The sequence below is a fragment of the Sphingopyxis selenitireducens genome (genome assembly GCF_051550705.1).
Classification (GTDB): Bacteria; Pseudomonadota; Alphaproteobacteria; order Sphingomonadales; family Sphingomonadaceae; genus Sphingopyxis.
Map to the genome: position 1 here is coordinate 116,735 of NZ_JBPULG010000003.1, position 23,866 is coordinate 140,600.

General features: G+C 64.3%; 24 protein-coding genes and 1 pseudogene. 10 read left to right on the plus strand and 15 right to left on the minus strand.

The window, feature by feature from the left end; translation table 11 throughout:
- Positions 1 to 28 precede the first annotated feature (28 nt).
- The 4 genes from ACSYDV_RS10640 to ACSYDV_RS10655 are packed head-to-tail and all read left to right on the plus strand — an operon-like array spanning position 29 to position 2,649.
- Positions 29 to 871: a DUF4163 domain-containing protein gene (locus ACSYDV_RS10640; RefSeq protein WP_438323785.1), complete on the plus strand. Its 843-nt coding sequence runs from the start codon at positions 29 to 31 to the stop codon at positions 869 to 871.
- Positions 872 to 886: 15 nt separating this feature from the next.
- A complete protein-coding gene (locus ACSYDV_RS10645; RefSeq protein ID WP_438323786.1) occupies positions 887 to 1,822 on the plus strand; it encodes an SDR family oxidoreductase in 936 nt (311 codons plus the stop codon).
- 21 nt (positions 1,823 to 1,843) lie between these two features.
- A complete protein-coding gene (locus ACSYDV_RS10650; protein ID WP_438323787.1) occupies positions 1,844 to 2,026 on the plus strand; it encodes a DUF3008 family protein in 183 nt (60 codons plus the stop codon).
- A gap of 59 nt (positions 2,027 to 2,085) precedes the next feature.
- Complete coding sequence (locus tag ACSYDV_RS10655) at positions 2,086 to 2,649, plus strand: hypothetical protein (protein ID WP_438323788.1); 564 nt, start codon at positions 2,086 to 2,088, stop codon at positions 2,647 to 2,649.
- Positions 2,650 to 2,652: 3 nt separating this feature from the next.
- On the opposite strand, the gene ACSYDV_RS10660 is transcribed toward ACSYDV_RS10655, so the two are convergent.
- Positions 2,653 to 4,191, minus strand: a complete 1,539-nt coding sequence (locus ACSYDV_RS10660) for a flavin-containing monooxygenase (RefSeq protein ID WP_438323789.1) — start codon at positions 4,189 to 4,191, stop codon at positions 2,653 to 2,655.
- A 207-nt stretch (positions 4,192 to 4,398) separates the two neighbouring features.
- On the opposite strand from ACSYDV_RS10660, the gene ACSYDV_RS10665 reads away from it, so the two are divergent.
- The 3 genes from ACSYDV_RS10665 (at position 4,399) to ACSYDV_RS10675 (ending at position 7,086) form a co-directional block, all read left to right on the plus strand.
- A complete protein-coding gene (locus tag ACSYDV_RS10665; protein ID WP_438323790.1) occupies positions 4,399 to 5,523 on the plus strand; it encodes a DUF47 family protein in 1,125 nt (374 codons plus the stop codon).
- Positions 5,524 to 5,538: 15 nt separating this feature from the next.
- Complete coding sequence (locus ACSYDV_RS10670) at positions 5,539 to 6,552, plus strand: inorganic phosphate transporter (protein ID WP_438323791.1); 1,014 nt, start codon at positions 5,539 to 5,541, stop codon at positions 6,550 to 6,552.
- Positions 6,553 to 6,624: 72 nt separating this feature from the next.
- Entirely contained in the window at positions 6,625 to 7,086 is a 462-nt protein-coding gene (locus ACSYDV_RS10675; protein ID WP_438323792.1) for a DUF1579 domain-containing protein, read from the plus strand.
- Positions 7,087 to 7,089: 3 nt separating this feature from the next.
- On the opposite strand, the gene ACSYDV_RS10680 is transcribed toward ACSYDV_RS10675, so the two are convergent.
- The gene (locus ACSYDV_RS10680) at positions 7,090 to 8,568 is read right to left on the minus strand and encodes a DUF4403 family protein (protein ID WP_438323793.1); all 1,479 of its coding nucleotides are present in this window, start codon (positions 8,566 to 8,568) and stop codon (positions 7,090 to 7,092) included.
- Positions 8,569 to 8,768: 200 nt separating this feature from the next.
- On the opposite strand from ACSYDV_RS10680, the pseudogene ACSYDV_RS10685 reads away from it, so the two are divergent.
- A pseudogene (locus ACSYDV_RS10685) lies at positions 8,769 to 9,510 on the plus strand (IS30 family transposase).
- Between the two features lie 40 nt (positions 9,511 to 9,550).
- On the opposite strand, the gene ACSYDV_RS10690 reads toward ACSYDV_RS10685, so the two are convergent.
- Genes ACSYDV_RS10690 through ACSYDV_RS10750 form a run of 13 tightly spaced genes read right to left on the minus strand, consistent with a single transcriptional unit; the run spans position 9,551 to position 21,790 of the window.
- Positions 9,551 to 10,015 (minus strand): MaoC family dehydratase, encoded by a 465-nt coding sequence (locus ACSYDV_RS10690; RefSeq protein WP_438323794.1) that lies wholly within the window; start codon positions 10,013 to 10,015, stop codon positions 9,551 to 9,553.
- Positions 10,012 to 10,794 carry an SDR family oxidoreductase gene (locus ACSYDV_RS10695; RefSeq protein WP_438323795.1) on the minus strand — a complete coding sequence of 261 codons (783 nt, stop codon included), beginning with the start codon at positions 10,792 to 10,794 and terminating at the stop codon, positions 10,012 to 10,014. Before ACSYDV_RS10695 ends, ACSYDV_RS10690 begins: the two co-directional genes overlap by 4 nt.
- Before the next feature lie 11 nt (positions 10,795 to 10,805).
- Positions 10,806 to 11,987 carry an acyl-CoA dehydrogenase family protein gene (locus ACSYDV_RS10700; protein WP_438323796.1) on the minus strand — a complete coding sequence of 394 codons (1,182 nt, stop codon included), beginning with the start codon at positions 11,985 to 11,987 and terminating at the stop codon, positions 10,806 to 10,808.
- On the minus strand, positions 11,984 to 13,048 hold the full coding sequence (locus tag ACSYDV_RS10705) for an acyl-CoA dehydrogenase family protein (RefSeq protein WP_438323797.1): 1,065 nt from the start codon (positions 13,046 to 13,048) through the stop codon (positions 11,984 to 11,986). Before ACSYDV_RS10705 ends, ACSYDV_RS10700 begins: the two co-directional genes overlap by 4 nt.
- Before the next feature lies 1 nt (position 13,049).
- Complete coding sequence (locus ACSYDV_RS10710; protein WP_438323798.1) at positions 13,050 to 13,952, minus strand: SDR family oxidoreductase; 903 nt, start codon at positions 13,950 to 13,952, stop codon at positions 13,050 to 13,052.
- A gap of 5 nt (positions 13,953 to 13,957) precedes the next feature.
- On the minus strand, positions 13,958 to 15,109 hold the full coding sequence (locus ACSYDV_RS10715; RefSeq protein WP_438323799.1) for an acetyl-CoA C-acetyltransferase: 1,152 nt from the start codon (positions 15,107 to 15,109) through the stop codon (positions 13,958 to 13,960).
- 11 nt (positions 15,110 to 15,120) lie between these two features.
- On the minus strand, positions 15,121 to 16,194 hold the full coding sequence (locus ACSYDV_RS10720) for an acyl-CoA dehydrogenase family protein (RefSeq protein ID WP_438323800.1): 1,074 nt from the start codon (positions 16,192 to 16,194) through the stop codon (positions 15,121 to 15,123).
- A 6-nt stretch (positions 16,195 to 16,200) separates the two neighbouring features.
- A complete protein-coding gene (locus ACSYDV_RS10725) occupies positions 16,201 to 17,352 on the minus strand; it encodes an acyl-CoA dehydrogenase family protein (RefSeq protein WP_438323801.1) in 1,152 nt (383 codons plus the stop codon).
- Complete coding sequence (locus ACSYDV_RS10730; RefSeq protein ID WP_438323802.1) at positions 17,352 to 18,107, minus strand: enoyl-CoA hydratase family protein; 756 nt, start codon at positions 18,105 to 18,107, stop codon at positions 17,352 to 17,354. The genes ACSYDV_RS10725 and ACSYDV_RS10730 overlap by 1 nt, the downstream gene beginning before the upstream one ends.
- 3 nt (positions 18,108 to 18,110) lie before the next feature.
- Complete coding sequence (locus tag ACSYDV_RS10735) at positions 18,111 to 19,190, minus strand: NAD(P)H-dependent flavin oxidoreductase (protein WP_438323803.1); 1,080 nt, start codon at positions 19,188 to 19,190, stop codon at positions 18,111 to 18,113.
- Entirely contained in the window at positions 19,190 to 20,098 is a 909-nt protein-coding gene (locus tag ACSYDV_RS10740; RefSeq protein WP_438323804.1) for an enoyl-CoA hydratase, read from the minus strand. Before ACSYDV_RS10740 ends, ACSYDV_RS10735 begins: the two co-directional genes overlap by 1 nt.
- A 3-nt stretch (positions 20,099 to 20,101) precedes the next feature.
- Positions 20,102 to 20,902, minus strand: a complete 801-nt coding sequence (locus ACSYDV_RS10745) for a CoA-transferase subunit beta (RefSeq protein ID WP_438323805.1) — start codon at positions 20,900 to 20,902, stop codon at positions 20,102 to 20,104.
- Between the two features lie 12 nt (positions 20,903 to 20,914).
- The gene (locus ACSYDV_RS10750; RefSeq protein ID WP_438323806.1) at positions 20,915 to 21,790 is read right to left on the minus strand and encodes a CoA transferase subunit A; all 876 of its coding nucleotides are present in this window, start codon (positions 21,788 to 21,790) and stop codon (positions 20,915 to 20,917) included.
- A 150-nt stretch (positions 21,791 to 21,940) separates the two neighbouring features.
- Between ACSYDV_RS10750 and ACSYDV_RS10755 the strand changes: the two genes are divergently transcribed.
- Both ACSYDV_RS10755 and ACSYDV_RS10760 read left to right on the plus strand, forming a co-directional pair.
- Positions 21,941 to 22,705 (plus strand): SDR family oxidoreductase, encoded by a 765-nt coding sequence (locus ACSYDV_RS10755; RefSeq protein WP_438323807.1) that lies wholly within the window; start codon positions 21,941 to 21,943, stop codon positions 22,703 to 22,705.
- A gap of 104 nt (positions 22,706 to 22,809) precedes the next feature.
- Positions 22,810 to 23,865, plus strand: a complete 1,056-nt coding sequence (locus ACSYDV_RS10760; protein WP_438323808.1) for an NADP-dependent oxidoreductase — start codon at positions 22,810 to 22,812, stop codon at positions 23,863 to 23,865.
- The last annotated feature ends 1 nt before the right edge of the window (position 23,866 follow it).

Here is a 23,866-nt window from a genome sequence, read left to right on the forward strand (position 1 = left end):
CTTTGTCGATTCCCGGAGTTATGCCAAGATGACAGTTGCAACATCCTCCCTCTGCCGCGCCCTGATCCTGCCGGGCTTTCTTCTTTTCGCCGCCTGCTCGGGCGAAAGCGATGCGCCGGCCGACACGGCCGACACGGCGGCGGCGACTGCCGTTCCCGGCGCTCCGCCGGGCGGCTCCGCCGATCTTGCCGCGAAAAATGCGCCCGCATCCGATGTGAAGGAAAATAGCGACCTCATCGAATTCGCCTATGGCTATCCAGCCGAAGCGGCGCAGATTCCGAAACTCGCCGCGTGGCTCGACAATGATCGGGCGACGATACGAACGGCGCTCGTCGATGCGGCCAAGCGCGACCAGGCAGGCGCCAAAAAGGAAGGCTTCCCTTATCGCGCTCATACGCATTCGCAGAAATGGGAAAAGATCACCGACACGCCGCGCTTCCTCAGCCTTTCGAGCGAAATCCAGACCTATACCGGCGGAGCGCACGGCATGGTCAGTTTTGACAGCCTGTTGTGGGACCGCAACCGCGGCATCCAGCTCAAGCCGCTCGATCTGTTCACCAGCGGCGCTGCGTTCGATGCCGCGATCCGCGACGATTTCTGCGCGGCTATCGCGCGTGCGAAGGCGGCGAAAGGAATAGAGCTCCCCGATGAACCCGACAGTCCCTTCGCCAAATGCCCGCCCGCATCGGCGCAGACCATCTGGCTCGGTTCCTCCGACGGGCGCTATCTCGACCGGCTGACGATCGCGATCGCGCCCTATGAAATCGGCCCCTATGCCGAGGGCAGCTACAAGATCAACGTGCCGATGAACCGGGCGGTCGTCGATGCGGCGAAAAAGGAGTTCGCGCGCGATTTTCTTCCCGCCAAGTGATCGAAGGACAGGTGCATGGCCAAGCAGCCCAAAGCCGGCAAGATCGGTGAAACGCTGAAGGAAAAGAAGGGCAAACGCCGCGCTGCCGAAAAGTTGCGCGGCGAGGTGGGGGAGGCCAAGACGATAGCCCGGCCGCCTTCCGACCGCGAGGCGGAGCTTGACCGCGCACCTCGATGGCAGCCGCGCTATCCCGGATCTGGGCGGCTTCAGGGGAAGGTCGCGATCGTCACCGGCGGCGATAGCGGCATTGGCCGCGCGGTCTGCGCGCTGTTCGCGCGCGAAGGCGCCGACGTCGCCATCGTCTATCTCGACAACAAGCAGGATGCAGCCGACACGGCCGCGATCGTCGAGGCCGAAGGGCGCCGCGCGATCGCGATCAAGGCCGACGTCGGAAAGCAGGCCGCAGGCGAAAAAATCGTTGCCGGCACGGTGAAAGCCTTCGGCCGGCTCGACATATTGGCCAACAATGCGGGCGAGCAGCATCCGGCTGCCGACATTCGCGAGATCAGCGTCGATCAACTCCAGCGAACCTTCGCAACCAATATCTTCGGCATGTTTTACCTTGTCCAGGCCGCGTTACCACATCTGAAAAAGGGCGCGGCAATCGTCAATTGCACCAGCGTCACCATGTATCAGGGTTCGGAAGGGTTGCTCGATTACAGCGCGACCAAGGGCGCGATCACGGCGTTCACCCGGTCGCTCAGTGAAAATCTGGTGGCCAAGGGAATTCGCGTCAACGGCGTCGCTCCCGGCCCGGTCTGGACCCCGCTCAATCCCCGAGGTGGCGCGCCGGCCGAAAAGGTCGAGCATTTTGGTGAGAATACGCCGATGAAGCGGCCGGGCGAACCCAATGAGATTGCGCCTGCCTTCCTGTTCCTCGCCTGCGACGACAGTAGCTATATGTCGGGTCAGGTGCTGCATCCCAACGGCGGTACGATCGTTAATGGGTAGGGGGCAGGCAGGAGAAATGTCATGCCAGCCAAGTCCAAAGCACAGCAGAAGGCCGCCGGTGCCGCATTGAGCGCGAAGCGCGGCGACACGCCCAAGTCGAAGCTCAAGGGCGCATCGAAGGAGATGCTCGAAAGCATGAGCGAAACCCAGCTTGAGGATTTCGCCAAGGGCTCGACCAAGGGCAAGCCCGAACACGTCGATTGATCGAGTTCGGCGGATAAGCCATCCTCCCAAGCGAACAGAGCCGCGTTGGGGAGGTGATTTTGCGCCAGTTTTATGCCGGGCTGCTAGCAGTCCTGTGCTTTTCGTCGCTGCCTGCCTGCAGCTTTCAGTCGACCCTCGACAAGATGGTCAAGCCGGAACGCCAGCGTGAGATCATCGACATCGCTCGACGTTTCTGTACCGATCCGACGAGCGTGAAACGCGAGATGCACCCGGAAATCACGGCCACGCTGGACGCCGCCATCCCCGCGCTGCCGCGCGAATGTCCACCGGCTGGTGCCAGGTGGGAACTGGCTTCGTACAAATGGAACAGCAATATTACGGCCGGTCTCAGCGAGCGGCAGGAAGAGGTCGTCGTTGTTGGATCGGCGCCCGGAAAATGGTCGATGGTGGAGGTGCGCTTTTATGCCCGCAACGACGAACCCGCCAGGATCGTCTATTGGCGCGTGATCGCCAGCAAGACCCGCCCACCGGCTCTGGAGTTTATCGAGGGCTATAACCGCACCGCCGAAATCGCGCGCATTGCCGTTCCGGTGGCGCTGCTCGCGATTGCTGCATTGGTGGTCTGGCTGGTGCGGCGACAGCGCGCGAAGCGCGCTGCCTGATCATTATTCGGCCGCCTGTAATTCCGCCGGGGCGGCGACCGCCGCGCGGGCGTTGCTGAACGTGAGCACTCCGTCGGCAATCGCGCCGGTTTTCATGTCGATGCGGTCCTGCACATAATTCTGGCTGAGCCGCCACGGCAGTGCGACCGTGCTTTTGGGCATGATGTGCAGCGAACGCTGGATATAGCCTGACGAGAAATCGAAGACATTTTCCTCTTCGAGGCTCGACGGATCGGCGAGTGCCGGGGTTGCGACGGTGGTTCCCGTATCGCGCATATGGTTGAGTACGCGGCACACATATTCGGACACGATGTCGGCGCGCAGCGTCCAACTCGCGTTGAGGTAGCCGAAGACGGCCGAGAAGTTCGGCACGTTCGAAAACATGCAGGCCTTATAGTAGAAATGGTCGTGCCAATCGACGGGGGTGCCATCGACACGCACCGGAATCTTGCCTGCGACCGCGAGTTTCAGGCCCGTCGCGGTGACGATGATGTCGGCGTCGAGATGCTTGCCCGATTTGAGCTGAATACCTGCGGCGTCGAAATGGTCGATATGATCGGTAACGACCGCGGCCTTATCGGCTTTGATCGCCTCGAACAGGTCGGCGTCGGGGACGAGGCACAGGCGCTGGTCCCAGGGATTATAAGGTGGGGTGAAGGCTTCGGCGTCATAGCGGTCGCCGAGCGCGGCTTTGACCTTCTTGGTCAGGAAGTCCTTGACCTGCTGCGGCTTGTCGCGGGCCTTTTTGAAGACGATGTCCTGCAACTTCACATTTTTGAAGCGCGTGATCTTGTACGCAAGTTTCTCGGGCAGGATCTTGCGCAGGAAATTGGCGAAGCCATCCTTGGCAGGGCGGATCGCGTACCAGGTTGGGGTGCGTTGCAGCATGGTCACATGCGCCGCATCTTTCGCCATCGACGGAACGATCGTCACTGCGGTCGCCCCCGAACCGATGACGACGACCTTCTTGTCTTTATACCGGAGATCTTGTGGCCAGAATTGCGGGTGGATGATCTGACCCTGGAAATCGTCGCGGCCGGTGAAATTGGCGTCGAAAGCCTCGTCATAATCATAATAGCCGGCGCCCAGATAAAGCCAGCGCGCGGTCGTCGTCGATGTCGCGCCTTTGTCATCCTCCATCGTCACGGTCCAGCGCGCGGCGCCGCTGTCCCAGTCGGCGCCCACCACCTTGCGGTTGAGGCGGATATGTTCGCGGATATGGCGCTCGTCGACGATGCGATTCAGATAGTCGAGAATCGACGGACCGTCGGCGATCGATTTTTCATGCTTCCACGGTTCGAAGACGAAGCCCAGCGTGTGCATATCGCTGTCCGAGCGGATGCCGGGATAGCGGAACAGGTCCCAGGTGCCACCAAGATTGGCGCGGCGCTCAACCAGTGCGAAGCTGCGGTCCGGGCTATATTGCTGAAGATGCACCGCCATGCCGATGCCGGAAATCCCGGCGCCAACGATCAGCACATCCTGATCGACCGGAGCGACCGTTCCGTTCGCGGGGCGTTCCATCGTTGCGGTGCCTGCCATATTCCTGTCTCCCGACTATATTTTGTCGACAGCTTACGCACCGCGTTTCATTTTGCAATCGAATTGACAGGGATGAAAGCAGGGGAGGAAACGGGGGCTCCGGCGAAGCCTGCTTGTCGCTGTCACAATATTGTCATAGGGGCGTAGCGTTTTTATCAGCCGCCGGGCGTTCCGCCCCGCTGAATTCCATGGAAAGGATGAAGCCCGTTGCGCCAGATCGCTGTCCTTCCCTATCGTTTCGGGGGTCCCGCGCAGGATGGGCCGACCGAGATTCTGCTAATCACGTCGCGTGAGACGAAGCGCTGGGTGATTCCCAAGGGCAATCCGCTGACCGGCATGGAGCGCCATGCCGCCGCCGCGATCGAGGCCGAGGAAGAGGCCGGGGTGCTCGGCGCCGTCTGCCCGACGGCGATCGGCAGCTATGAATATCGAAAGCGCCGCGCCAACGGCGCGCAGATCATGTACAATGTCGAGGTCTTTCCGCTGGCCGTGACGCGTGAGCTTTCCGAATGGAAGGAAATGGACGAGCGCGACCGCCAGTGGTTTTCCTTTGACGCCGCTGCCGCAGCGGTTGAGGAGCCCGATCTTCAGGCGCTGATTCGCTCGTTCGGCGATACCGGCTTTCGCGCCGTCGCCCAGCCGCGCGGTGTCGTCCAAAATGTAGCAGAGAAGACAGGGGTTAGCTGGATGTTCGCATGGTTTCAGCGTTTGCTGCCGCGACAGGGGAATTTTTTCGAACTGTTCGAAAGCCACGCCGCGACGCTCGTCGCCGGTGCCAACGCCTTGTCGCGTATGTTGCAGGGCGGCGAGGGCATGGCCGACCATATCCAGGAAGTCATCGAGCGCGAACATGATGCCGATGCGATCACCCGCGAAGTGTTGCAGACCGTCCGCCGCACCTTCCTGACGCCGTTCGACCGCAGTGCGATCACCAGCCTGATCGCCTCGATGGACGATGCGATCGACGAGATGCAGAAGACCGCCGGCGCGGTCGATCTGTACGACGTCAAGGAATTCGACCCCGAAATGCGCGACATCGCGGGCATCATCGTCGATGCCGCGCGGCTGACCGCAGAGGCGCTGCCGTTGCTCCGCAACATCGGCGCCAATGGTGCGCGCCTGCACGAACTCACCGAACGTCTGGTGCGGATGGAGGGGCATGCGGACGAAATCCACGCTGCGGGCCTCCGCCGCCTGTTCAAGGAACATGGGGAGTCGAACACCGTTCACTTCCTGATCGCACGTGAAATCTACCGCCATCTCGAACGCGTCACCGACAGTTTCGAGGATGTCGCGAACGAGATCGACGGTCTGGTCATCGACCACGCATAAGCGAGGGGCGCACCCATGTACGAACTCGCTTTTCCCCTTCTCGTCGGCCTCGTCATTCTGGCGCTGGCGTTCGACTTTCTGAACGGGCTGCACGATGCCGCGAACAGCATCGCGACCGTCGTCGCGACCCGCCTGCTCCGGCCGGTACAGGCAGTGCTGTTTGCCGCCTTCTTTAACTTTGCCGCTTACTTTCTTTCGGTGATCTTCCCTGAATTGCACAAGGTTGCCGAAACGATCGGCAAGGGAATTATCGACAAGGATCTGGTGACCCCCGCGGTCGTGTTCGGCGCGCTGGTCGGCGCGATGTTCTGGAACATCGTCACCTGGCTGAAGGGCATTCCGTCGTCGTCGAGCCATGCGCTGGTCGGCGGGATCGTCGGCGCAGGCGTCGCGCATGCGGGGTTCGAGGGGATCGAGTGGACGGGGCTTAACAAGACCGTCATCGCGATCTTCCTCTCGCCGCTGCTCGGCATGATGCTCGCGATGCTGGTGATGCTGGCGAGCAGCTGGGCGCTGCGCCGCGTGACCGCGAGCTTCGCCGAAAAGACCTTCCGCCGCCTGCATCTCCTCTCCTCGGCCGCCTATTCGATCAGCCACGGGCTGAACGATGCGCAGAAGACGATGGGCATTATCACCGTGCTTCTCTATTCGACCGGCTATCTGGGCGGCGAATTTCATATCCCGCACTGGGTGGCTTTCAGCTGTTATGTCGCGATTGCACTGGGCACTCTGTCGGGCGGGTGGAAGATCATCGAAACGATGGGCGGCCGTATCACCAAGCTGTCGCACCATCAGGGCTTTGCCGCCTCGACCGGCGGTTCGATCATGGTGTTCACCGCCAGCCTTCTCGGCATTCCGGTGTCGACGACGCACACGATCACGGGCAGCATCATCGGCGCCGGTGTCGCCCGCCGCGCCAGCGCGGTGCGTTGGGGCGTTGCGAGCAACGTCGTCGCGGCCTGGTTCATCACCATCCCGGCGAGCGCGGTCGTCGCAGCGGCGTTTTACGGAATTACGCGCCTGTTCTGACCGGGCAGGGGTTGCGTTCGAGTGAGAACGTAATAAGAACATGATGAGCAATCCGATAGCGGAGAACCCGTCATGGCCGGTGATTTCGATTTCCAGATTGGCAGCTGGCAGGTGCGGCACCGCCGCCTGAAAGCGCGTCTGGCGAACTGCGACGAGTGGGAAGAGTTCGACGGCACGTGCGACATGCGGCCGATCCTTGGCGGCAACGGCAATGTCGAGGATAATGTCCTCCATATCCCCGGCGGAACCTATCGGGCGATTGCGCTGCGATCCTTTGACCCCGTTCAGAAGAGCTGGGCGATCTGGTGGCTCGATGCGCGGAGCCCGCACAATCTGGACGTGCCGGTTATCGGCCGGTTCGAGGATGGCGTGGGTCGCTTTTATGCCGACGATACGCTCGACGGCCGGCCGATCCGATTGCGCTTCGTCTGGAGCCGTACCGACGGCGCTTCGCCGCGCTGGGAGCAGGCGATGTCGGTTGACGGCGGCGCGACATGGGAAGTGAACTGGACGATGGATTTCACGCGGGTGTAGCGGTCATTTCGCCGGGCGGTAATCGACGCTGGCGCCGCCGACCAGCCGCACCGGCAGATAGAGACCATTACCATAGGCCTTGATCTCGCCGGTTTCGAAACTGTCGACACGGGTACGAATGACGAATGGACCTTCGCGGCGCCGATCGACCGCGCGTTTGATCTTGCCCTGTAATTCGTCCAGATCACGGGTGAAATTCTGTGTCAGCGCGTCGGCGATCAGCGGCGCGAAGCCCTCGCTGCGGCCGAGCAGGATGAGCAGGTCGCCGCCGACCCCATCGGTGTCGCCGTTGATCGAAAGATCGGTGAAGTGGACCTCGGCCGATCCCGGCTTGTTGACGGGGATTGCGGTCATCCAAATGCGCCCGTGGGTCGGCTTGCCCGTGCGTGCCTTCAGCTTGGCATCGACATCGACGCCGACCGCGATGCGGCCGCCGGGCGCTCCATAGATGGTCGATGGCCCGAAGGTGACCATCATCGGTCCGAGCTTTGGCAGGACGAAGGGACGAGCCGATCGTTTCGTGAGGGCGCGATCGACGACAGGCTGGAGGATGGCATAGTCGGCGATCACCGGGACGCGCACGTCGAGGTGCGGGCGCGGCATTTCGCGGACGAGGCGGGGCAGGGGCGTCGGCGCCGGATCGGTTGGGCGACCCGAGACGAAGGTTTCGGTAACCGCCTCCAGCCCGAGGTTGAGGTTCATCCGCTGCCCCTCGATCCGATAGCCGCCATAGAGGATGCGCTGCGGCGTCACGCGCATCCACACCGGCGGGTTCTCATGGTTGAGTTCGAGTGCGGTGAAGCTCTGTCGCCACACGTCGGCCGCCTGTTTGCGGATATTGATCCTGGCAATCTCGCGGCCAACTTCGCGCTCGATGTCGCGCACGACGGGGGCGAGCTTGGCGTCGGCCTGATCGGTGAAGGTGATGCGACGCCCAAGGAAGTCGATCCCCGGCGGCTGCGTCCAGCCATAGCTGATCCGCGCCTTGCCCTGCGTTCGCCAGTCGGGGGTGAGCTCGACACGGATGCGCGCATGCGCCATCGCGGCGCCGGTCGCGGTTTCGCCCTTCAGCACCCCGCCGACATCACGCGCGCGGATCGTCGCATGGATCGGCATATCGACGACAATCTCGCTGCCTTCGCCGCGCAGGCGGAGTGGCCCGCGCGTCACTTGCCCGACGATGGTGCAGGCGATCGGCGGGGTCACCTTGACCTTCTTGCCAAAGACCTTGACCCGCTGCGGCTTGACGCAGGCTGGCTCGCGCTTGTCGATCGTCCACAGGGTGCGCGGCACCGCACGTTCGAGCGCCTGTTTGAGCGAGGCGGTGCTGGCGTTGATCGGCACCGCGATCAGCGATTTCTGGGTCGGCGAGGGAGCGGTATCGGTCGCGCGCGGCGGCGCCTCGACCTTGGTCTGACGATCGCAGCCGGCGAGCGCGGCCGGGATGAGCAATGTGGCGATTGCCAGTCGGACTAAACGCATGCTGTGCCCCTGCTGCGGTATCTGCTCATTATAACATCGAATGCGTAAAGCCGTTCCTGCCGGAGTAAATAGTGACGGAAATCCGTCTAACTTCACACTGAAATTGCTTTTTTGCGTGGGCGCTTCTTGCTTTCTTCACCCCGGACTTGATCCGGGTCTGAGTTCACAAACGAAGTGCAACACCTCACACAGGTGCTGCCATATCGAGATACCGCCAGTTATCGATGGAGGAACGCTGTTCGATTGCCCGTCTTCATGAAGACGGGCAATCGATCCGGCAAATCGCTGCAACTCTGGATCGCCGGCCGTCGACGATCGCGCGCGAGTTGAAGCGGAACGCGGTGGCCAAGAAGGGTTACCGACCCGCCTATGCGCAGGCGCAGGCCGATGCCCGCCGCTACACCGAACGCCTGTCGATCCACGACCGCCCGGACCGCGTCGCCAACCGCAGGCAGCCAAGCCATTGGGAAGCCGGCGCCATGATCTTCTCGACACCGGGGCAGGCGATCCTCATCGCGCATCAGCGCCACTCGCGGATTACCATCGCCTTGCGGCAGAGCAGCCTCAAGGCCGATCCTGTCGTCGACGCCCTCGTCGCGATGGTGCATGCCATGCCCAACACGCTCAGGCGCTCCATCACTTCGACATGGAACCGAGTTTAACCGCCATCAGCGCATCGCCAGTCAGCTCGAACTCGACGCCTGCTTCTGCGCCCCCCGCGCGCCGTGGCAGAAAGGCGGGGTCGAAAACGCCATCGGGCGGCTGCGCCGCAACCTCCCCCGAAAAACAAACCTCGACGACTTGTCACCCAACAACATCGACGGCATCATCGCCAACTACAACAACACCCCCAGAAAATGCCTCGGCTTCCTCACACCAGCCGAAATCTTCAACCCGTTGCACTTCAAATGTGAATCCACACCCGGATCAAACCCGGGATGACGAAATAAGAGGTCAGCTCCCCACCCCAAAACCGCCCTTGTTACGTCTCCGGATAGAAGCGGCTGATTGTATCGACGACGCATGCGGGCTTTTCCTGATCCTCGATCTCCACCGTCACGCGCACGACCGCCTGCACACCGCCCTTGGCTTCCTCGGCCTTGACCAGCTCGCCAATCCCTCGAATGCGGGCGCCCGAACGCACGGGGTTCAGGAAGCGCAGATTGTCGGTACCGATGTTGACTCCCATCGATACGCCACAAACCTCGATCAGTTCGGGAAGGAAGCGGTTGACGAGGCTCATCGTGAGATAGCCATGCGCGATCGTGCCGCCGAACGGGCCGTTCTTCGCGCGCTCGGGGGCGATATGGATCCATTGGTGATCGTCGGTCGCCTGCGCGAACAGGTCAATGCGATCCTGTTTGATCGCGATCCAGTCGGTCGGACCGAAGCTTTCACCGACCGCGTCGAGCAGTGCGGCGGGGGTGTCGAAGATGCGCGCGCTCATGCCTGCTGGCTCGAGACCGAAACGACTTCGCCAGCCATGTAGGAGGACAGGTCGCTTGCGAGGAACAGCATGACGTTCGCGATCTCCCACGGTTCGGCATAGCGGCCAAAGGCTTCCTTCTCGGTCAGTTCCTCGAGCAGGCCCGGCGGCGTCACCTTCGACAGCGAGGCGTGCATTGCCAGGCTGGGCGAGACGGCGTTGATGCGCACGCCATGCTCGGCGGCTTCGAGCGCCGAGCAGCGGGTGAAGGCCATCACGCCAGCTTTGGCTGCGGCATAATGCGCCTGCAATTTCTGCGCGCGCCAGCCGAGCACTGAGGCATTGTTGACGATCGCGCCCTTCTGCCGTTCGTACATGTGCGGCAGCATCGCGCGCGTCATGCGGAAGACGCTGGTGAGCGTGACGTCGAGCACCTTGTGCCACTGGTCGTCGGTCATTTCGACGACGGACGCCGCGCCGCCAAGGCCGGCGTTGTTGATCAGCACATCGACATGCCCCATCGCGGTGATCGCGTCCGAAACCAGTGCCTGCACCTGCGTCTCGTCGGTGACATCGCAGACGAGGGTGTCGGGACGCGCGAAGCCGAGGGCGGCGATCCGGTCGGCGGTTTCGCCGAGGCGGCGTTCGTGCATGTCGGAGAGGAAGAGCGTTGCGCCTTCCTCCGCCGCGCGCTGCGCGACCGCGCCGCCGATGCCGCTGCCCGCGGCAGCGGTGATCAGCACGGTCTTGCCCTTGAGCAGGCCGGTGGGGGTGGGATAGTCGGGGGCGGGTCGTGCCACGCTTCGTTCCTTTACTTGAGGTCGCCGCGCGGCTCGCGCGGAAGGCCGAGCGCGCGCTCGGCGATGATGTTGCGCTGAATCTCGTTGGTGCCGCCGTAAATTGTGTCGGCGCGGCTGTAGAGGAACAGGTTGGGCAGCGTGGGGAAGGCATAGTCATGCCCCGCCACGGTCTCGCCCGCGATGCCAAGGACGTCCATGGCGAGTTCGCCGAGGTCGCGGCGCCACGTTGCCCACTGAATCTTGTGAGTGAGCGCCGACGGGTTGAGCTTGCCCCCCTCCGCATCGGTGAGCATCCGGAGCGCGCCATAACGCATCAGCTTCAGCCCAATCTCGGCCTTTGCGATGCGTTGGCGGATCAGCGGGCTCTTCGCTGCGCCATTGGCGCGCGCTGCCGCGATCACTGCATCGAGTTCATTGCGGAAGCCCATCTGCTGCGCGAGGGTCGAGACGCCGCGCTCGAAGCCGAGGAGGCCCATGGCGACCTTCCAGCCATCGCCGGGTTCGCCGAGGATGTTCGCGGCGTCGGTGCGGGCGCCGTCGAAAAAGGTCTCGTTGAATTCAGCCTCGCCGGTGATCTGGTGGATCGGGCGGACGGTGACGCCGGGCTGATCGACGGGGAAGAGCAGGAAGGCGAGGCCTTTCGGGCCCTTCGAGCCTTCCTCGCTGCGCGCGATGACGAAAATCCAGTCGGAAAATTGCGCGAGGCTGGTCCAGACCTTCTGGCCCTCGACCACCCATTCGTCGCCCTCGCGCCAGGCGCGGGTGCGGACATTGGCAAGGTCGGAACCGGCCCCCGGTTCGGAATAGCCCTGACACCATATTTCCTCGCCGCGCGCGATCCGCGGAAGGAAGCGGGCCTTCTGCTTGTCGGTGCCGAAGGCGAGGATGGTGGGGCCGGCCAGCTCGATGCCGATATGGTTGAGCCGCGGCGGCGCGGCGGCGCGCGCATATTCCTCGGCGAAGATCACCTGCTGCGCGAGCGTCGCGTCGCGGCCGCCATAGGCGCGTGGCCAGCCGACGCAGCTCCAACCCGCTTCGCCGAGGCGTTTTTCCCAGTCGCGGCGGCGTTCGGGCATTTCGGTGAGGCTGGTGAGCCCGCGGACATCGGCGAATGCGCCGCTGAGCTCCGCGGAAAGCCATCCCGCGGCTTCGGCGCGGAAGGCTTCTTCCTCGGGCGAAAATCCGAGCTTCATGCTGCCTCATCCAGTCCGGCGAGCGCGGCGATTTGTTCGCGGTGCCAGTCGGGGGTGCCGAGCAGGTTCGCGTTGCTGCGCGCGCGTTTGAAATAGAGGTGCGCGTCATGCTCCCAGGTGAAGCCGATGCCGCCGTGGAGCTGGATCATCTCGCCCGCGCAATGCGTGTAGGTGTCGCAGGCGAACGCCTTGGCGGCGTGGACCCCAAAGGCTGCTTCGTCCGATCCCTCGTCGATCGCGCACGCGGCCCAATAGACCGCCGATCGCGCCTGTTCGACGGCGACCATCATATCGGCGAGCCGGTGCTTGACCGCCTGGAAGCTGCCGATCGCGCGGCCGAACTGGACGCGCTCCTTGGCATAAGCGACCGTCCGGTCGAGACACGCCTGCGCGCCGCCGAGCGCGTCGGCGGCGATGGCAATCGCGCCTGTTGCATGCACTGCCGCCAGCGCCGCGGCGGGGTCGGTCAGTGCTTCCGCAGTGACGGCGCCGAAATCGAGCTGGGCATAGGGGCGCGTCTGATCCATGCTGGTGAGCGGGGCAATAGCAATGCCGGGCGCGTCGCGTTCAACGAGGAACATGCCGTCGCCGGCTGCGACGACGAACAGGTCGGCGCGCGCGCCATGCGGGACGTACAGCGCGGCGCCCGTTAGCGCGCCGTCGCTCGCCGTCGTGTCCGGCATGGCCTCGGCAAAGCTCGCGACCAGTTCGCCCGCGGCGAGACGGGGGAGGAGGCGCGCCTTTTGTTCGGTGCTGCCGCCGGCGAGGATCGCTGGGATAGCGAGGCCGATGCTGGCGAGCAGGGGCAGCGCGGCGACGTGCCGCCCGGCTTCCTCGGCGAGGATGGCGAGCTCGATCATGCCGAGCCCGACGCCGCCCTCAGTCTCGGGGATTGCAACCCCGCCGAGGCCCAGTTCGGCGGTGAACGCCTGCCACAGCGCCTCATCGACGCCGGTGGCGGCCATCGCGGCGCGGGTGCGCTCGCTCGTCGCATTTTCGGCAAAGAAGGCCTTCACCGTTTCGGCGATCATCGCCTGTTCGTCGGTGAAGGCGAAATGCATGCTAGCTGCCCCAGACCTTACGGGGTTCGGCGCGCTCTGCGAGCAGGGCATCGACCGCCGCGCCGACGTCGGCGGGCGCCCACTTCGCTTGCTGGTCGACCGTCGGGCCGAGCTTCCAGCCATCCTCGATCGTGATCCGGCCGCCCTCGAGTTCGAAGACGCAACCAGTGACATGCTTCGATGCTTCCGAGCCCAGCCATACGACGGTCGGCGCGATATTGTCGGGGTCCTGCGCGTCGAAGCCGGTTTCGACCGCGGCCATCTTGTCGGCAAAGGCGCCTTCGGTCATCCGGGTGCGGGCCGCGGGGGCGAGCGCGTTAGCGGTGATACCGTAGCGACCGAGTTCGGCCGCCTGAACGAGCGTCAGCGCGGCGATACCGCCCTTCGCCGTCGAATAGGCCGCCTGCGCGATCGAACCTTGCAGTCCGGCACCGCTGGTCGTGTTGATGATGCGTGCATCGACGGGTTTGCCTGCCTTTCGCTGGCCGCGCCAATAGTCGACCGCGTGGCGGCTGACGCAGAAATGGCCGCGCAGATGGACGTGCATCGTCGCATCCCATTCCGCGGGCGTTGCCGACACGAACATGCGGTCGCGGACGATGCCGGCGTTGTTGACGACGACATGCAGGTCGCCGAACGCCGCGACCGCGGCATCGACGATGCGCTTCGCGGCGTCCCAGTCGGTGATGTCCTCGTAATTGGCGATGGCGTTACCGCCCGCCGCTTTGATCTCGGCCACCACGCTATCGGCGGCCGAGGTGTCGCGGCCTTCGCCCGCCAGGCTGGTACCGATGTCGTTGACGACGACATTCGCACCCTCGGCGGCGAAGGCGAGTGCATAGGACCGCCCGAGCCCGCGCGCCGCGCCGGTGATGATGACGGTTCTTCCGTCGCAGATACCCATGATGCTCAAAGCCTTTCGATGATGGTGACGTTGGCCTGACCGCCGCCTTCGCACATGGTCTGGAGGCCATAGCGGCCGCCGGTGCGTTCGAGCGCGCCGAGCAAGGTCGTCATGAGGCGCGCGCCGGTCGCGCCGATCGGATGGCCGAGCGCGATCGCGCCGCCCTGCACATTGACCTTTTCATGTGGGACGCCGAGTTCCTGCATCCACGCCATCGGGATGCTCGCGAACGCCTCGTTGCATTCGAACAGGTCGATGTCCTCCACCGTCATGCCCGCCTTTTCGAGCGCATATTTGGTCGCGGGGATCGGGCCGGTCAGCATCCACACCGGATTGTCGGCACGGACCGAGAGGTGATGGATGCGCGCGCGCGGTTTCAACCCGTGCGTTTTGACCGCAGCCTCGCTGGCGATCAGGATCGCCGCGGCGCCGTCGCAATTCTGGCTGGCGATACCTGCGGTGATCACCCCGCCTTCGTTGACGGTCCGGAGCGTGGCCAGACCCTCGGGCGTTGTGGCTGGGCGAACGGTTTCGTCCTGCGCCAGACCGGCGAGCGGCGCGATTTCGCCTGCAAACCAGCCATTGTCGATCGCAGTCTGCGCACGGCGGTGCGATTCTGCTGCGAACAGCTCCATCGCCTCACGGCTGATATTCCATTTGCCGGCGATCATTTCGGCCGATTTGATCTGGTTGATTTCCTCATCGCCATAACGCGCGAGCCAGCCGGGCGAGCCGAGAAAGGGGCTGTCGAAACCATAAGCCTGCCCCGCGTACATCGCCGCCGAAATCGGGATGGCGTTCATCGCTTGACTGCCGCCCGCGACGACCAGATCCTGCGTCCCGCTCATCACCCCCTGCGCGGCGAAATGGACCGCCTGTTGCGACGATCCGCACTGGCGGTCGATCGTCGTGCCGGGAACATGTTCGGGAAGCCCCGCAACGAGCCATGCGGTGCGGCCGATGTCGCCCGCCTGCGGCCCGATCGTGTCGCAACAGCCCCAGACGACATCGTCGACCAGATTGGCATCGATGCCGGTGCGCTCGACCAGCGCCTTTATCGGGTGCGCGGCGAGGTCGGCGGGGTGGACGGCGGCGAGGCTGCCCTTCTTGCGTCCGATCGGGGTGCGGACGGCGTCGATGATATAGGCTTCAGCCATATTCTTGTTCCTTATGCGAGGCTGTGGCCGGGGCCGATCGGCAGCGCGCCGCCGATGACGGCGGCGTCGATGCGCGCGAGGTGAAAGGCGCGGTCGCCCCATGCGCCGGACAGCGCCCATGCGCGCTTCATCCAGAAATGCAGGTCGACTTCATAGGTATAGCCCATCGCGCCGTGCGTCTGGATCGCGGTCTCGCTCATCGCCCATGCGGCGTCGCTTGCGGCGAGCTTGGCGTGGCTGACATGGACCGATGCGCTGGGCGAGCCTTCTTCTAAGGCTATCGCGGCGCGCTGGATCACCGGCTTGGCGAATTCGATCTTCACGACTGTGGTTGCGAGATGGTGTTTGACCGCCTGAAAGCTGCCGATCGGCTGGCCGAACTGGCTGCGGTTTTTGGCATAGTCGGTCGCTTGTTCGAGCATCGCGTCGGCGACGCCGACGAGCTGCGCGGCGGTGATCAGCGCGGCATGGTCGAGCAATGCGTCGGCCGAGCCGACCTCGACGCCCTCAACTGCAACCGGTGCGAAGAGGCGACGAAGCGGGTCGACGCTGTCGAACGGAGTGTATTCCGTGTTCCCCGGCGAAAGCCGGGGCCCATCGACCTTGGTTTCTTGGACCCCGGCTTTCGCCGGGGAGCAGGAAGCGAGGCGCAGGGCCTTGCCTTTGACCGACAGGATGTGGCTCGCATCATCCAGATCGGCAACCCACGGATTGACCGGATGCTGGAGCGCGACCTTCGCCTCGCCCTTGGCGATCGCAGCGAGCAGCGCATCCTGATTGCCTGCTTTGGCGAGCAATGGCGCCGCAACAAGCGCGGTGTCGGCGAGCGGTTCGGCGACCCCGGCACGGCCGAGTTCGGCGGCGATCAGCACCGCGTCGAGCAAGGACAGGTCGAGCCCGCCTTGCGCCTCGGGGACGAGCAGGCCGGGCAGGCCCATTTCGGTGAGTCCGCGCCAGACGTCGGCCGAACGGCGGCTGTCGCTCGCGTCGAGCGCGCGCAATATTTCAGGTGTGTGGACGCCTGCCAGATAGTCGCGCACGCCCTGCGTCAGCGTCGCCTGATCTTCGGTGATGGTGAAATCCATGGCCGCTTACCTTGGCAGGCCGAGCAGGCGCTCGGCGATGATGTTGCGTTGGATCTCGTTCGACCCGGCGTAGATCGGGCCCGAAAGCGAGAAGATATAGCCTTCGAGCCATGCGTTGAGCGCGCCGCCGTCGAGGTGCCGCAGCTCGGCCGACGCGCCGAGCAGCTGCATCGCGGTGCGGTGCGAGGCGCGGTCGAGTTCGGACCAGAAGATCTTGTTGAGACTCGCCTCGGCGCCGATATGCCCGCCCGCTATGATCTTCGAGGCGACGGCATAGGTGTTGTACGCATAGGCCTGCGCGTCCATCCACGCTTGGCAAACCTGCTCGCGCGCGGCGGGGGCGGCCTTGGCCTCATTCGCCCGGAACAGTTTGACGAGACGATCGGCCACCGCCTGAAAGCGCGCGGGCGAGCGCAGCATCAACCCGCGTTCGAAGCCCGCGGTCGCCATCGCGACGTTCCAGCCTTCGCCTTCGCCCGCGATGCGGTTTGCGACGGGCACGCGGACTTCATCGAAGAACAGCTCGGCAAAGCCCGGATCGCCGTGAAGCTGGCGGATCGGGCGGCGCGTGACGCCGGGGGCGTTGAGGTCGAACAGGATGAAGCTCAGCCCCTTGTGCCGCTTCGACTCCGGATCGGTGCGGAACAGGCCGAAACCCCAGTCGGCAAAGCTCGCGCGGCTCGACCAGGTTTTTTGCCCGCTGATGACATAATGGTCGCCGTCGCGGATCGCCTTGGAGGTGATCGCCGCCATGTCGGACCCGGCATTGGGTTCGGACCAGGCCTGCGCCCAGATCAGCTCGCCCTTCGCCATCGGGGTCAGGAAGCGCGCTTTCTGTTCGTCGGTGCCGAACTCCATGACCGTTGGTCCGAGCAGGAAGATGCCGTTCTGGTTGACGCGCAGCGGCGCGCCGGCGCGATAATATTCTTCCTCGAAGATCAGCCACCGGATGAGGTCGAGCCCGTGCCCGCCATAGGCTTCGGGCCAGGTGACCATGCCCCAGTTGCCGCTCGCGAGCCTCCGCTCCCATTCGACATGCTGGTGATAGCCGTCCTCGCGTTCGAGCGTGACGAGCGGTTTCGTCGGCACATTCGCTTCCATCCACGCGCGGACTTCGGCGCGGAAGGCCTGTTGTTCGGAGGTATAGGCGAGATCCATCAGAATTCGGCCGCCTTGCCCGTGTCGACAAAGGCGTCGCGCGATTTCTGGCTGTCCTCGTGCATATACATTTCGAGCGTGAAGCCCTGTTCCCAGCGATAGCCGCGATCGACGTCGCGTGCTTCGAGCCCGTTGAGCGCTTCCTTCGCGATCACCAGCGCCTTGCGCGATTTGCCCGCAATGATGCTGGCAAAGGCGCGCGCCTCTTCGACGAGTGCGTCGCGCGGTACGATCTTCTCGACCGCACCGAGGCGATAGGCTTCCTCGACCGGGATATTGCCGCCGGTGAAGAAGGCCGCGCGCACCTTGTGCAGCGGCAGCATGCGCGACAGGTGCGATGCACCGCCCATCGCGCCGCGATCGACCTCGGGCAGCGAGAAATAGGCGTCGTCGGCGGCGATGATCGTGTCCGACGCGCCGCAGATGCCGATGCCGCCGCCGATCACGAATTTATGCACCGCGACGACGACGGGGACCTCGCAGTCGCGCACCGCCTTGAAGGTCAGATAATTGCCGCGATTGAGCAGGGTGATGCGTTCGGGGTGCGCCTGCATTTCCTTGATGTCGACCCCGCCGCAGAAACCGCGCGCGCTTTCGGCGGCGCGGATGAGGACGACATTGACCTCAGGGTTTTGCCCGGCATCGCGGATGATTGCGGGCAGGCTGCTCCAGGTCGTGCTGTCGAACGCGTTGACCGGCGGGACGTCGAAGACGATCTCGGCGATGCGGTCCTTGATTTCGGTATGGATCGGCATGGGTCAGGCCCCTGTTGACGAAGAAGAGGAAAGCGCGGCGAGGCGCGCGCGGGCTTCGCGCTCGATATTGCCAAGCAGGTCGGCGCAGCTTGGCAGATCGTCGAGGCGTCCGGCGACGAGGCCGGTCGCCATCAGGCCGTGGTCGGGGTCGCCTTCGACCACGGCTTTCTGGATCAGCATCGGTGCGGAGGCCGCCATCATTGCCTGTGGCAGGGTGAGCCCGCCGTGGCTGGTCATGCCCTTGGCAGCCTTGAACAATTCCGCGAACGAGGCGCCGGTCTGGCGTTTCATGGCGAGCCCGTTTTCGATCGCGCGGCGCCAGATGCCGAGGCCGGTCGAACGCTCGATCCGGTTGAGCAGCGCGTTCTTGATCATGCGTTGGGGCATGCCGTCGACCTTGGTTGAAACCAGAATGTCGTCGGTGCCCGCCTTGACGTAGCGCGCCTTGGTCACGTCGGGGATCGGACTTTCGCGCGTCATGAGGAAGCGCGTGCCCATCGCGATGCCGACCGCGCCATAGGCTAGCGCCGCCGCGAGCCCGCGCCCGTCGCCGAAGCCGCCCGCCGCGATCACCGGCACCTTCACCGCGTCGAGGACCTGTGGGAGGAGGATGGTCGAGGCGACCGATCCGGTATGCCCGCCGCCTTCGCCGCCCTGCACCGTGACCATGTCGACGCCAAGCTGCACCATCTTCTGCGCATGCTTGACCGCGCCGACGGTTGGCACGCAGAGGATGCCCGCATCCTTGAAGCGCCCGATCATTTTCGCCTCGGGCCCGCGCCCGAAGCTGACCGCACGGACCTGATCGCCGTGCTTCAGGATGATTTCGACGATCTCCCCGGCGCCCGGCTGGAACATGTGGAAATTGACGCCGAAGGGCTGTTTCGTGCCCTGCTTGACCATGACGATTGCGGCCTCGAGTTCGGCTGGTTGCATCACCGCGCCCGCAAGGAAGCTGAAGGCGCCCGCCTCGCTCGACGCGATCACGAGTCCCGGCTTCGCGATCCAGCCCATCGCGGTCTGGATCACCGGCAGCCGGCAGCCGAGGCGTTCGGTCAGGATCGTGGCGAGCGGATCGGCCATCAACCTTCCTTCACGTCCTTCTTGTTCGCTTCGGCCATCTTCTTGCCGTCGAACCCGGCGATATAGTCGCCCTTGACAAGGCTGTTGTTGGCGTGGGCGAAATGGTGATAGCCGAATGCCGCGTCGATCCCGGCATTCTTGCCCGCCAGCGTCTCCATATGGTTGCACGCCTGTTTCGCGAGTTGCAGTGCGAGGCGCGGCTGCGTCGCGATCCGTTCGGCAACGCGCTTCACCTCATCGGCCAGCTCGGCGCGCGGCACGACGCGGTTGACCATCCCGGCTTCGCGCGCGCGCTCGGCGCCCATCCGTTCGCCGAGGAACAGGAATTCCTTCGCCAGCCGGACATTGAGTTCGTGGCAATGCGCGAAATATTCGAGGCCCGGAAAACCCATCTGCAGCACCGGGTCCTGAAAAAAGGCATCGTCGGAGGCGATGATCAGGTCGCACACCCATGCGAGCATCAGCCCGCCGGCGATGCAGCCGCCATGGACCTGCGCGATGGTCGGCTTGGGAATGTCCCGCCACCTTTTGCACATGCCCAGATATTGTTCATGCTCGCGGGCATAGGCCTTTTCGGCGCCCGCCTTCGTCGAATGATCGTACCACATCAGTCGGCGCTCGACCGGCGAATGAAAGTCGCGCCCCGGGGTGCCGATGTCGTGACCGGCGCTGAAATGCTTGGCGCCCGATTTCAGGACGATGACCTTGACCGCATCGTCGTCGACCGCGCGAAAGAAGGCGTCGTCGAGCGCATAGGTCATCTGGCTGTTCTGGACATTGTGATATTGCGGGCGGTTGAGCGTCACCCATGCAATGCCGTCCGCCGCCTCGTAGAGCACCGGCGTGTCGGTTTCGTAAACCGGGGTTTCTTCGACCGGCGGGACCAGCCCGTCATTCTGCTCGCTCATCGCTCAGCTCCTTTTACCCCCGGGATTGTCCTTGATCACGGTTGCGCGCAGATCGTGCGGGTCGAGCCGCGCGATGATCGCGAGCTGCTCGGCGGTCGGGGCGGGGGTGGCCCTGATCTCGGCCGCGGCCTCCAGCGCGAAGCCCGTCGCTTCCTGCACCTGATCGAAGGTCACGCCGGGGTGGAGCATGACGACGCGGACTGCGTTATTTTGGCCGCCGAAATCCATCACGCAAAGGTCGGTGACGATGAGGCGCAGGTCAACGCGGCTGAAGTTCACGCCAGGGGTGCGGCGCGCCGGGTTGAAGCCGACGCTCGACACCATATCGACCTCGCCCTCGACGAAGATGCGCTTCGAATGCGCGGGGACGAACATCGAATTGATGTGGCAGATGCTGTTCCCCGGAAAGCCGCGCGCGCCGAGCATCTGCACTTTCGGCTGGTCGTACGTGCCGCCGAGGTAGGAGATGTTCGTCTGTCCGAAGCGGTCGATCTGGCTCGGCGTGACCATTGCGTGGCGTTTGCCCGACCAGACCGCGGCATCGAAGAAGCGCGAGAAGGGGAGATAACCCGCGGCCTTGCGGTCGTCATAACCGCGCGGGCCGAGCGGCACCGGATCTTCGACCAGATACGCCTCGCCGTCGGTCATCATCAGCTCGGGGGTGTGCGTCAGCTTGGCGAGCGACGCGGCGAGGCGCGGCGCCGGGCCGATGCCGGTCGCGACGAGTTCGCCATTGCCGCGCCAGGCTTCGGATGCGGCGACGATTATCTGTTCGCAGAGAGTGAATTCGGGTGCGGTGGTCATGTGTCGGCCGCCTCAGAAAATGGGAAGGGGGAGGGCGACGACGGCATCCTTGCCGCCAACACGATCGAGATAGTCCGCCTCGTCCGCGCCGATCATGTCGGCGACATAAGCGCTCCAGCCGCCGTCTTCGCGCGCGCTCGCGGCATAGGTTTTAAGGTGCTTCATGTCCCAGCCATAGGTGGGCGGCATCGAGGTCGGATGCGCGCCTAGCGGCGCGTCGATGACGGCGTGGACGAAGCAACGTTCGACGATGCTCGCACGGGCGTCTTCGGGATAGCTATGGTCCATCCGGTCTACGATTTCTTCGGCCGAGACAAATGTCTTGTCGGCCGCGCGCGCGAACCATTCGTCATAATAGGTGTCGGGGCCGAGCGCCTGGATATTACCGAGCTTGTCGGCGCGATGGACGTGGAGGAGCGCGGCGTCGAGCTTGAGCGCGGGCATCGCGAGCAGCACTTCGCCGTCGTCATACGGCGACTGGACGGTCTTGAAACCGCCGTGCTTCATCACGTCGGTGCCGAGCCCGACATGCGTCGGCAGGAAGGGCAGGCGGAACGCCGCGGCCTTGAGCCCCCATTGCAGCATGCCTTCGTCGAGTTCGAGAATGTCGAGCGTCCCGGCCTCACGCGCCTTTCGGAAATAGGGTTCGAGCGGGATCGCGTCCATCGAGACAAAGCCGAAGATCAGCTTCTTCACCTTGCCAGCGGCGCACAGCATGCCGACCTCGGGGCCGCCATAGGCGACGATCGTCAGGTCCTTGAGATCCGAACGCAGGATCGCGCGGACCAGCGCCATCGGCTTGCGACGCGGGCCCCATCCCCCAATCCCGATCGTCATCCCGCTCTTCAGCGAGGCGACGAACTGCTCGACGGTCAGTTGCTTGTTCAATCCACTCTCCAGCCACAGGCGCCGGGCACAAGGGCACCCGCGATGTCGCTGGATGGATAGGCGCGCTGGTCGTTCGCCCGATACCACCATATGGAGAGAGACTTTCACGCCGCCCGGCACGAGAGAGCCAGACGGGAAATGGAGATGGTTATGGCGGACGACAAACAGCGCGTGGCGCTCGTGACCGGGGGAAGCCGCGGTATCGGCCGCGCAATTGCGGAGCGACTGCTGGAAGACGGGATGCGCGTTGTGATCTGTGGTCGCAATGCTCCGGATGAGCTGCCGCGCCGCCATGATGCGACAGCGGAGTTCGAGGCGTGCGACGTGCGTTCGGCGGACGAGGTTCAGTCGATGGTCGACCGGATTTTCCAACGCCACGGTCGACTCGATTTGGTCGTGAACAATGCCGGCGGCTCGCCCGAAGCTGATGCGGCGTCCGCTTCGCCGCGCTTTTCGGAGCGCGTTCTCGCGCTCAATCTGCTCGCGCCGCTGCATGTCGCGCAGGCCGCCAATCGCATCATGCAGGCGCAGGAGGATGGCGGAAACATTGTCAATATCGCCAGCGTCTCGGGCGCGCGACCGTCACCGGGAACGGCGGTCTATGGTGCAGCCAAGGCTGGGCTGCTCAGCCTCACCGAATCGCTCGCGATGGAATGGGGGCCGAAAGTGCGCGTAAACGCGATCATCGTGGGTCTGGTCGCCACCGACGCGGCGGCCGATCATTATGGCGGCGAGGCGGGGATGAAGCGTATCGACGCGATGCTGCCGCTCGGCCGCATGGCGCGGGGGCCAGATATCGCAGGTGTCGTGAGCTTTCTTGCGTCGCCAGACGCGGCCTATGTCAGCGGCGCAAGGATTGCCGCGCACGGCGGCGGCGAGCGTCCGATCTTTCTGGGCCTTGCCCAGACGGACTGATCTCGAAAACATATTGTGCTTGGCGCAGGACAATCGCGACCTAGCGAAGGTGCCGGACCGTTGCGATAGTGGGCCACCGTCCACTTTTGTACCGGAGTCCCGCCATGCCTGCAGAGACCGTCAATCGCCAATGGCTGCTCGCGCGGCGCCCGAGAGGGCTGGTCAGGGTGGACGATTTTTTGCGGCACGATGCATCTGTGCCGCAGGCCAATCTGGCTGCCGGCGAAATCCTCGTTCGCAACCTCATGTTCGGCTTCGATCCTGCGCAGCGCGGATGGATGGACGATGCCCCGAGCTATCTGCCCCCCATCGCAATTGGCGAGCCTGTGCGCGGCAGCGCGGCGGCACGTGTGATCGCGTCGGCCAACCCGGCCTATCCGGAAGGTTCGATGGTGCGTGGTTTGTTCGGATGGCAGGATTATGCCGTTGCGGCCCGCGCTGGCGATGCCGACCCGGTGTCCATAGCGGAAGGGACGGCGCCCGAAGAGGCGTTGGGAATATTCGGTGCGGCAAGCCTCACTGCCTATGTTGGCATAAATGATGTCGGCCGGCTTCGCGCGGGGGACGTCGTGCTCGTCTCTGGCGCGGCGGGGGCAGTCGGATCGGTCGCCATCCAGATCGCACGGCTCGCCGGCGCGCGCGTGATCGGGATCGCCGGGGGCCCCGAAAAATGCCGCTGGCTGGTCGAGGATTATGGCGCCGACGCTGCGATAGATTATCGCAATGAGGATGTCCGGGCGCGGCTCAAGCTGCTCGCACCCGATGGGATCGACCTGTTCTTCGACAATGTGGGCGGTGCGACGCTGGAGGCCGGGATCGCACATATTGCGCGCTTCGGGCGGATTGTGCTGTGCGGCGCCATTTCGGGCTATAACGACATGCAGGACGCTCCGGGACCGCGCAATCTGACGCGACTGATTCCGCAGCGCGCCGAGATGCGCGGCTTCATCCTGCTTGACCATCTTGACCGGGTGCCCGCGGCAATGGCCGAACTCAGGCAATGGGCGAGCAGCGGTCAGATCCGCTATCGCACCGACGTCCAGCATGGCTTCGACGCCATCCCGCAAACATTCCTGCGCCTGTTCGACGGCTCCAATCAGGGCAAGCAACTGCTGCGGATCGACGAAGTAGCGGGTGGCGCAACCGATGGCGTGAGTTGAA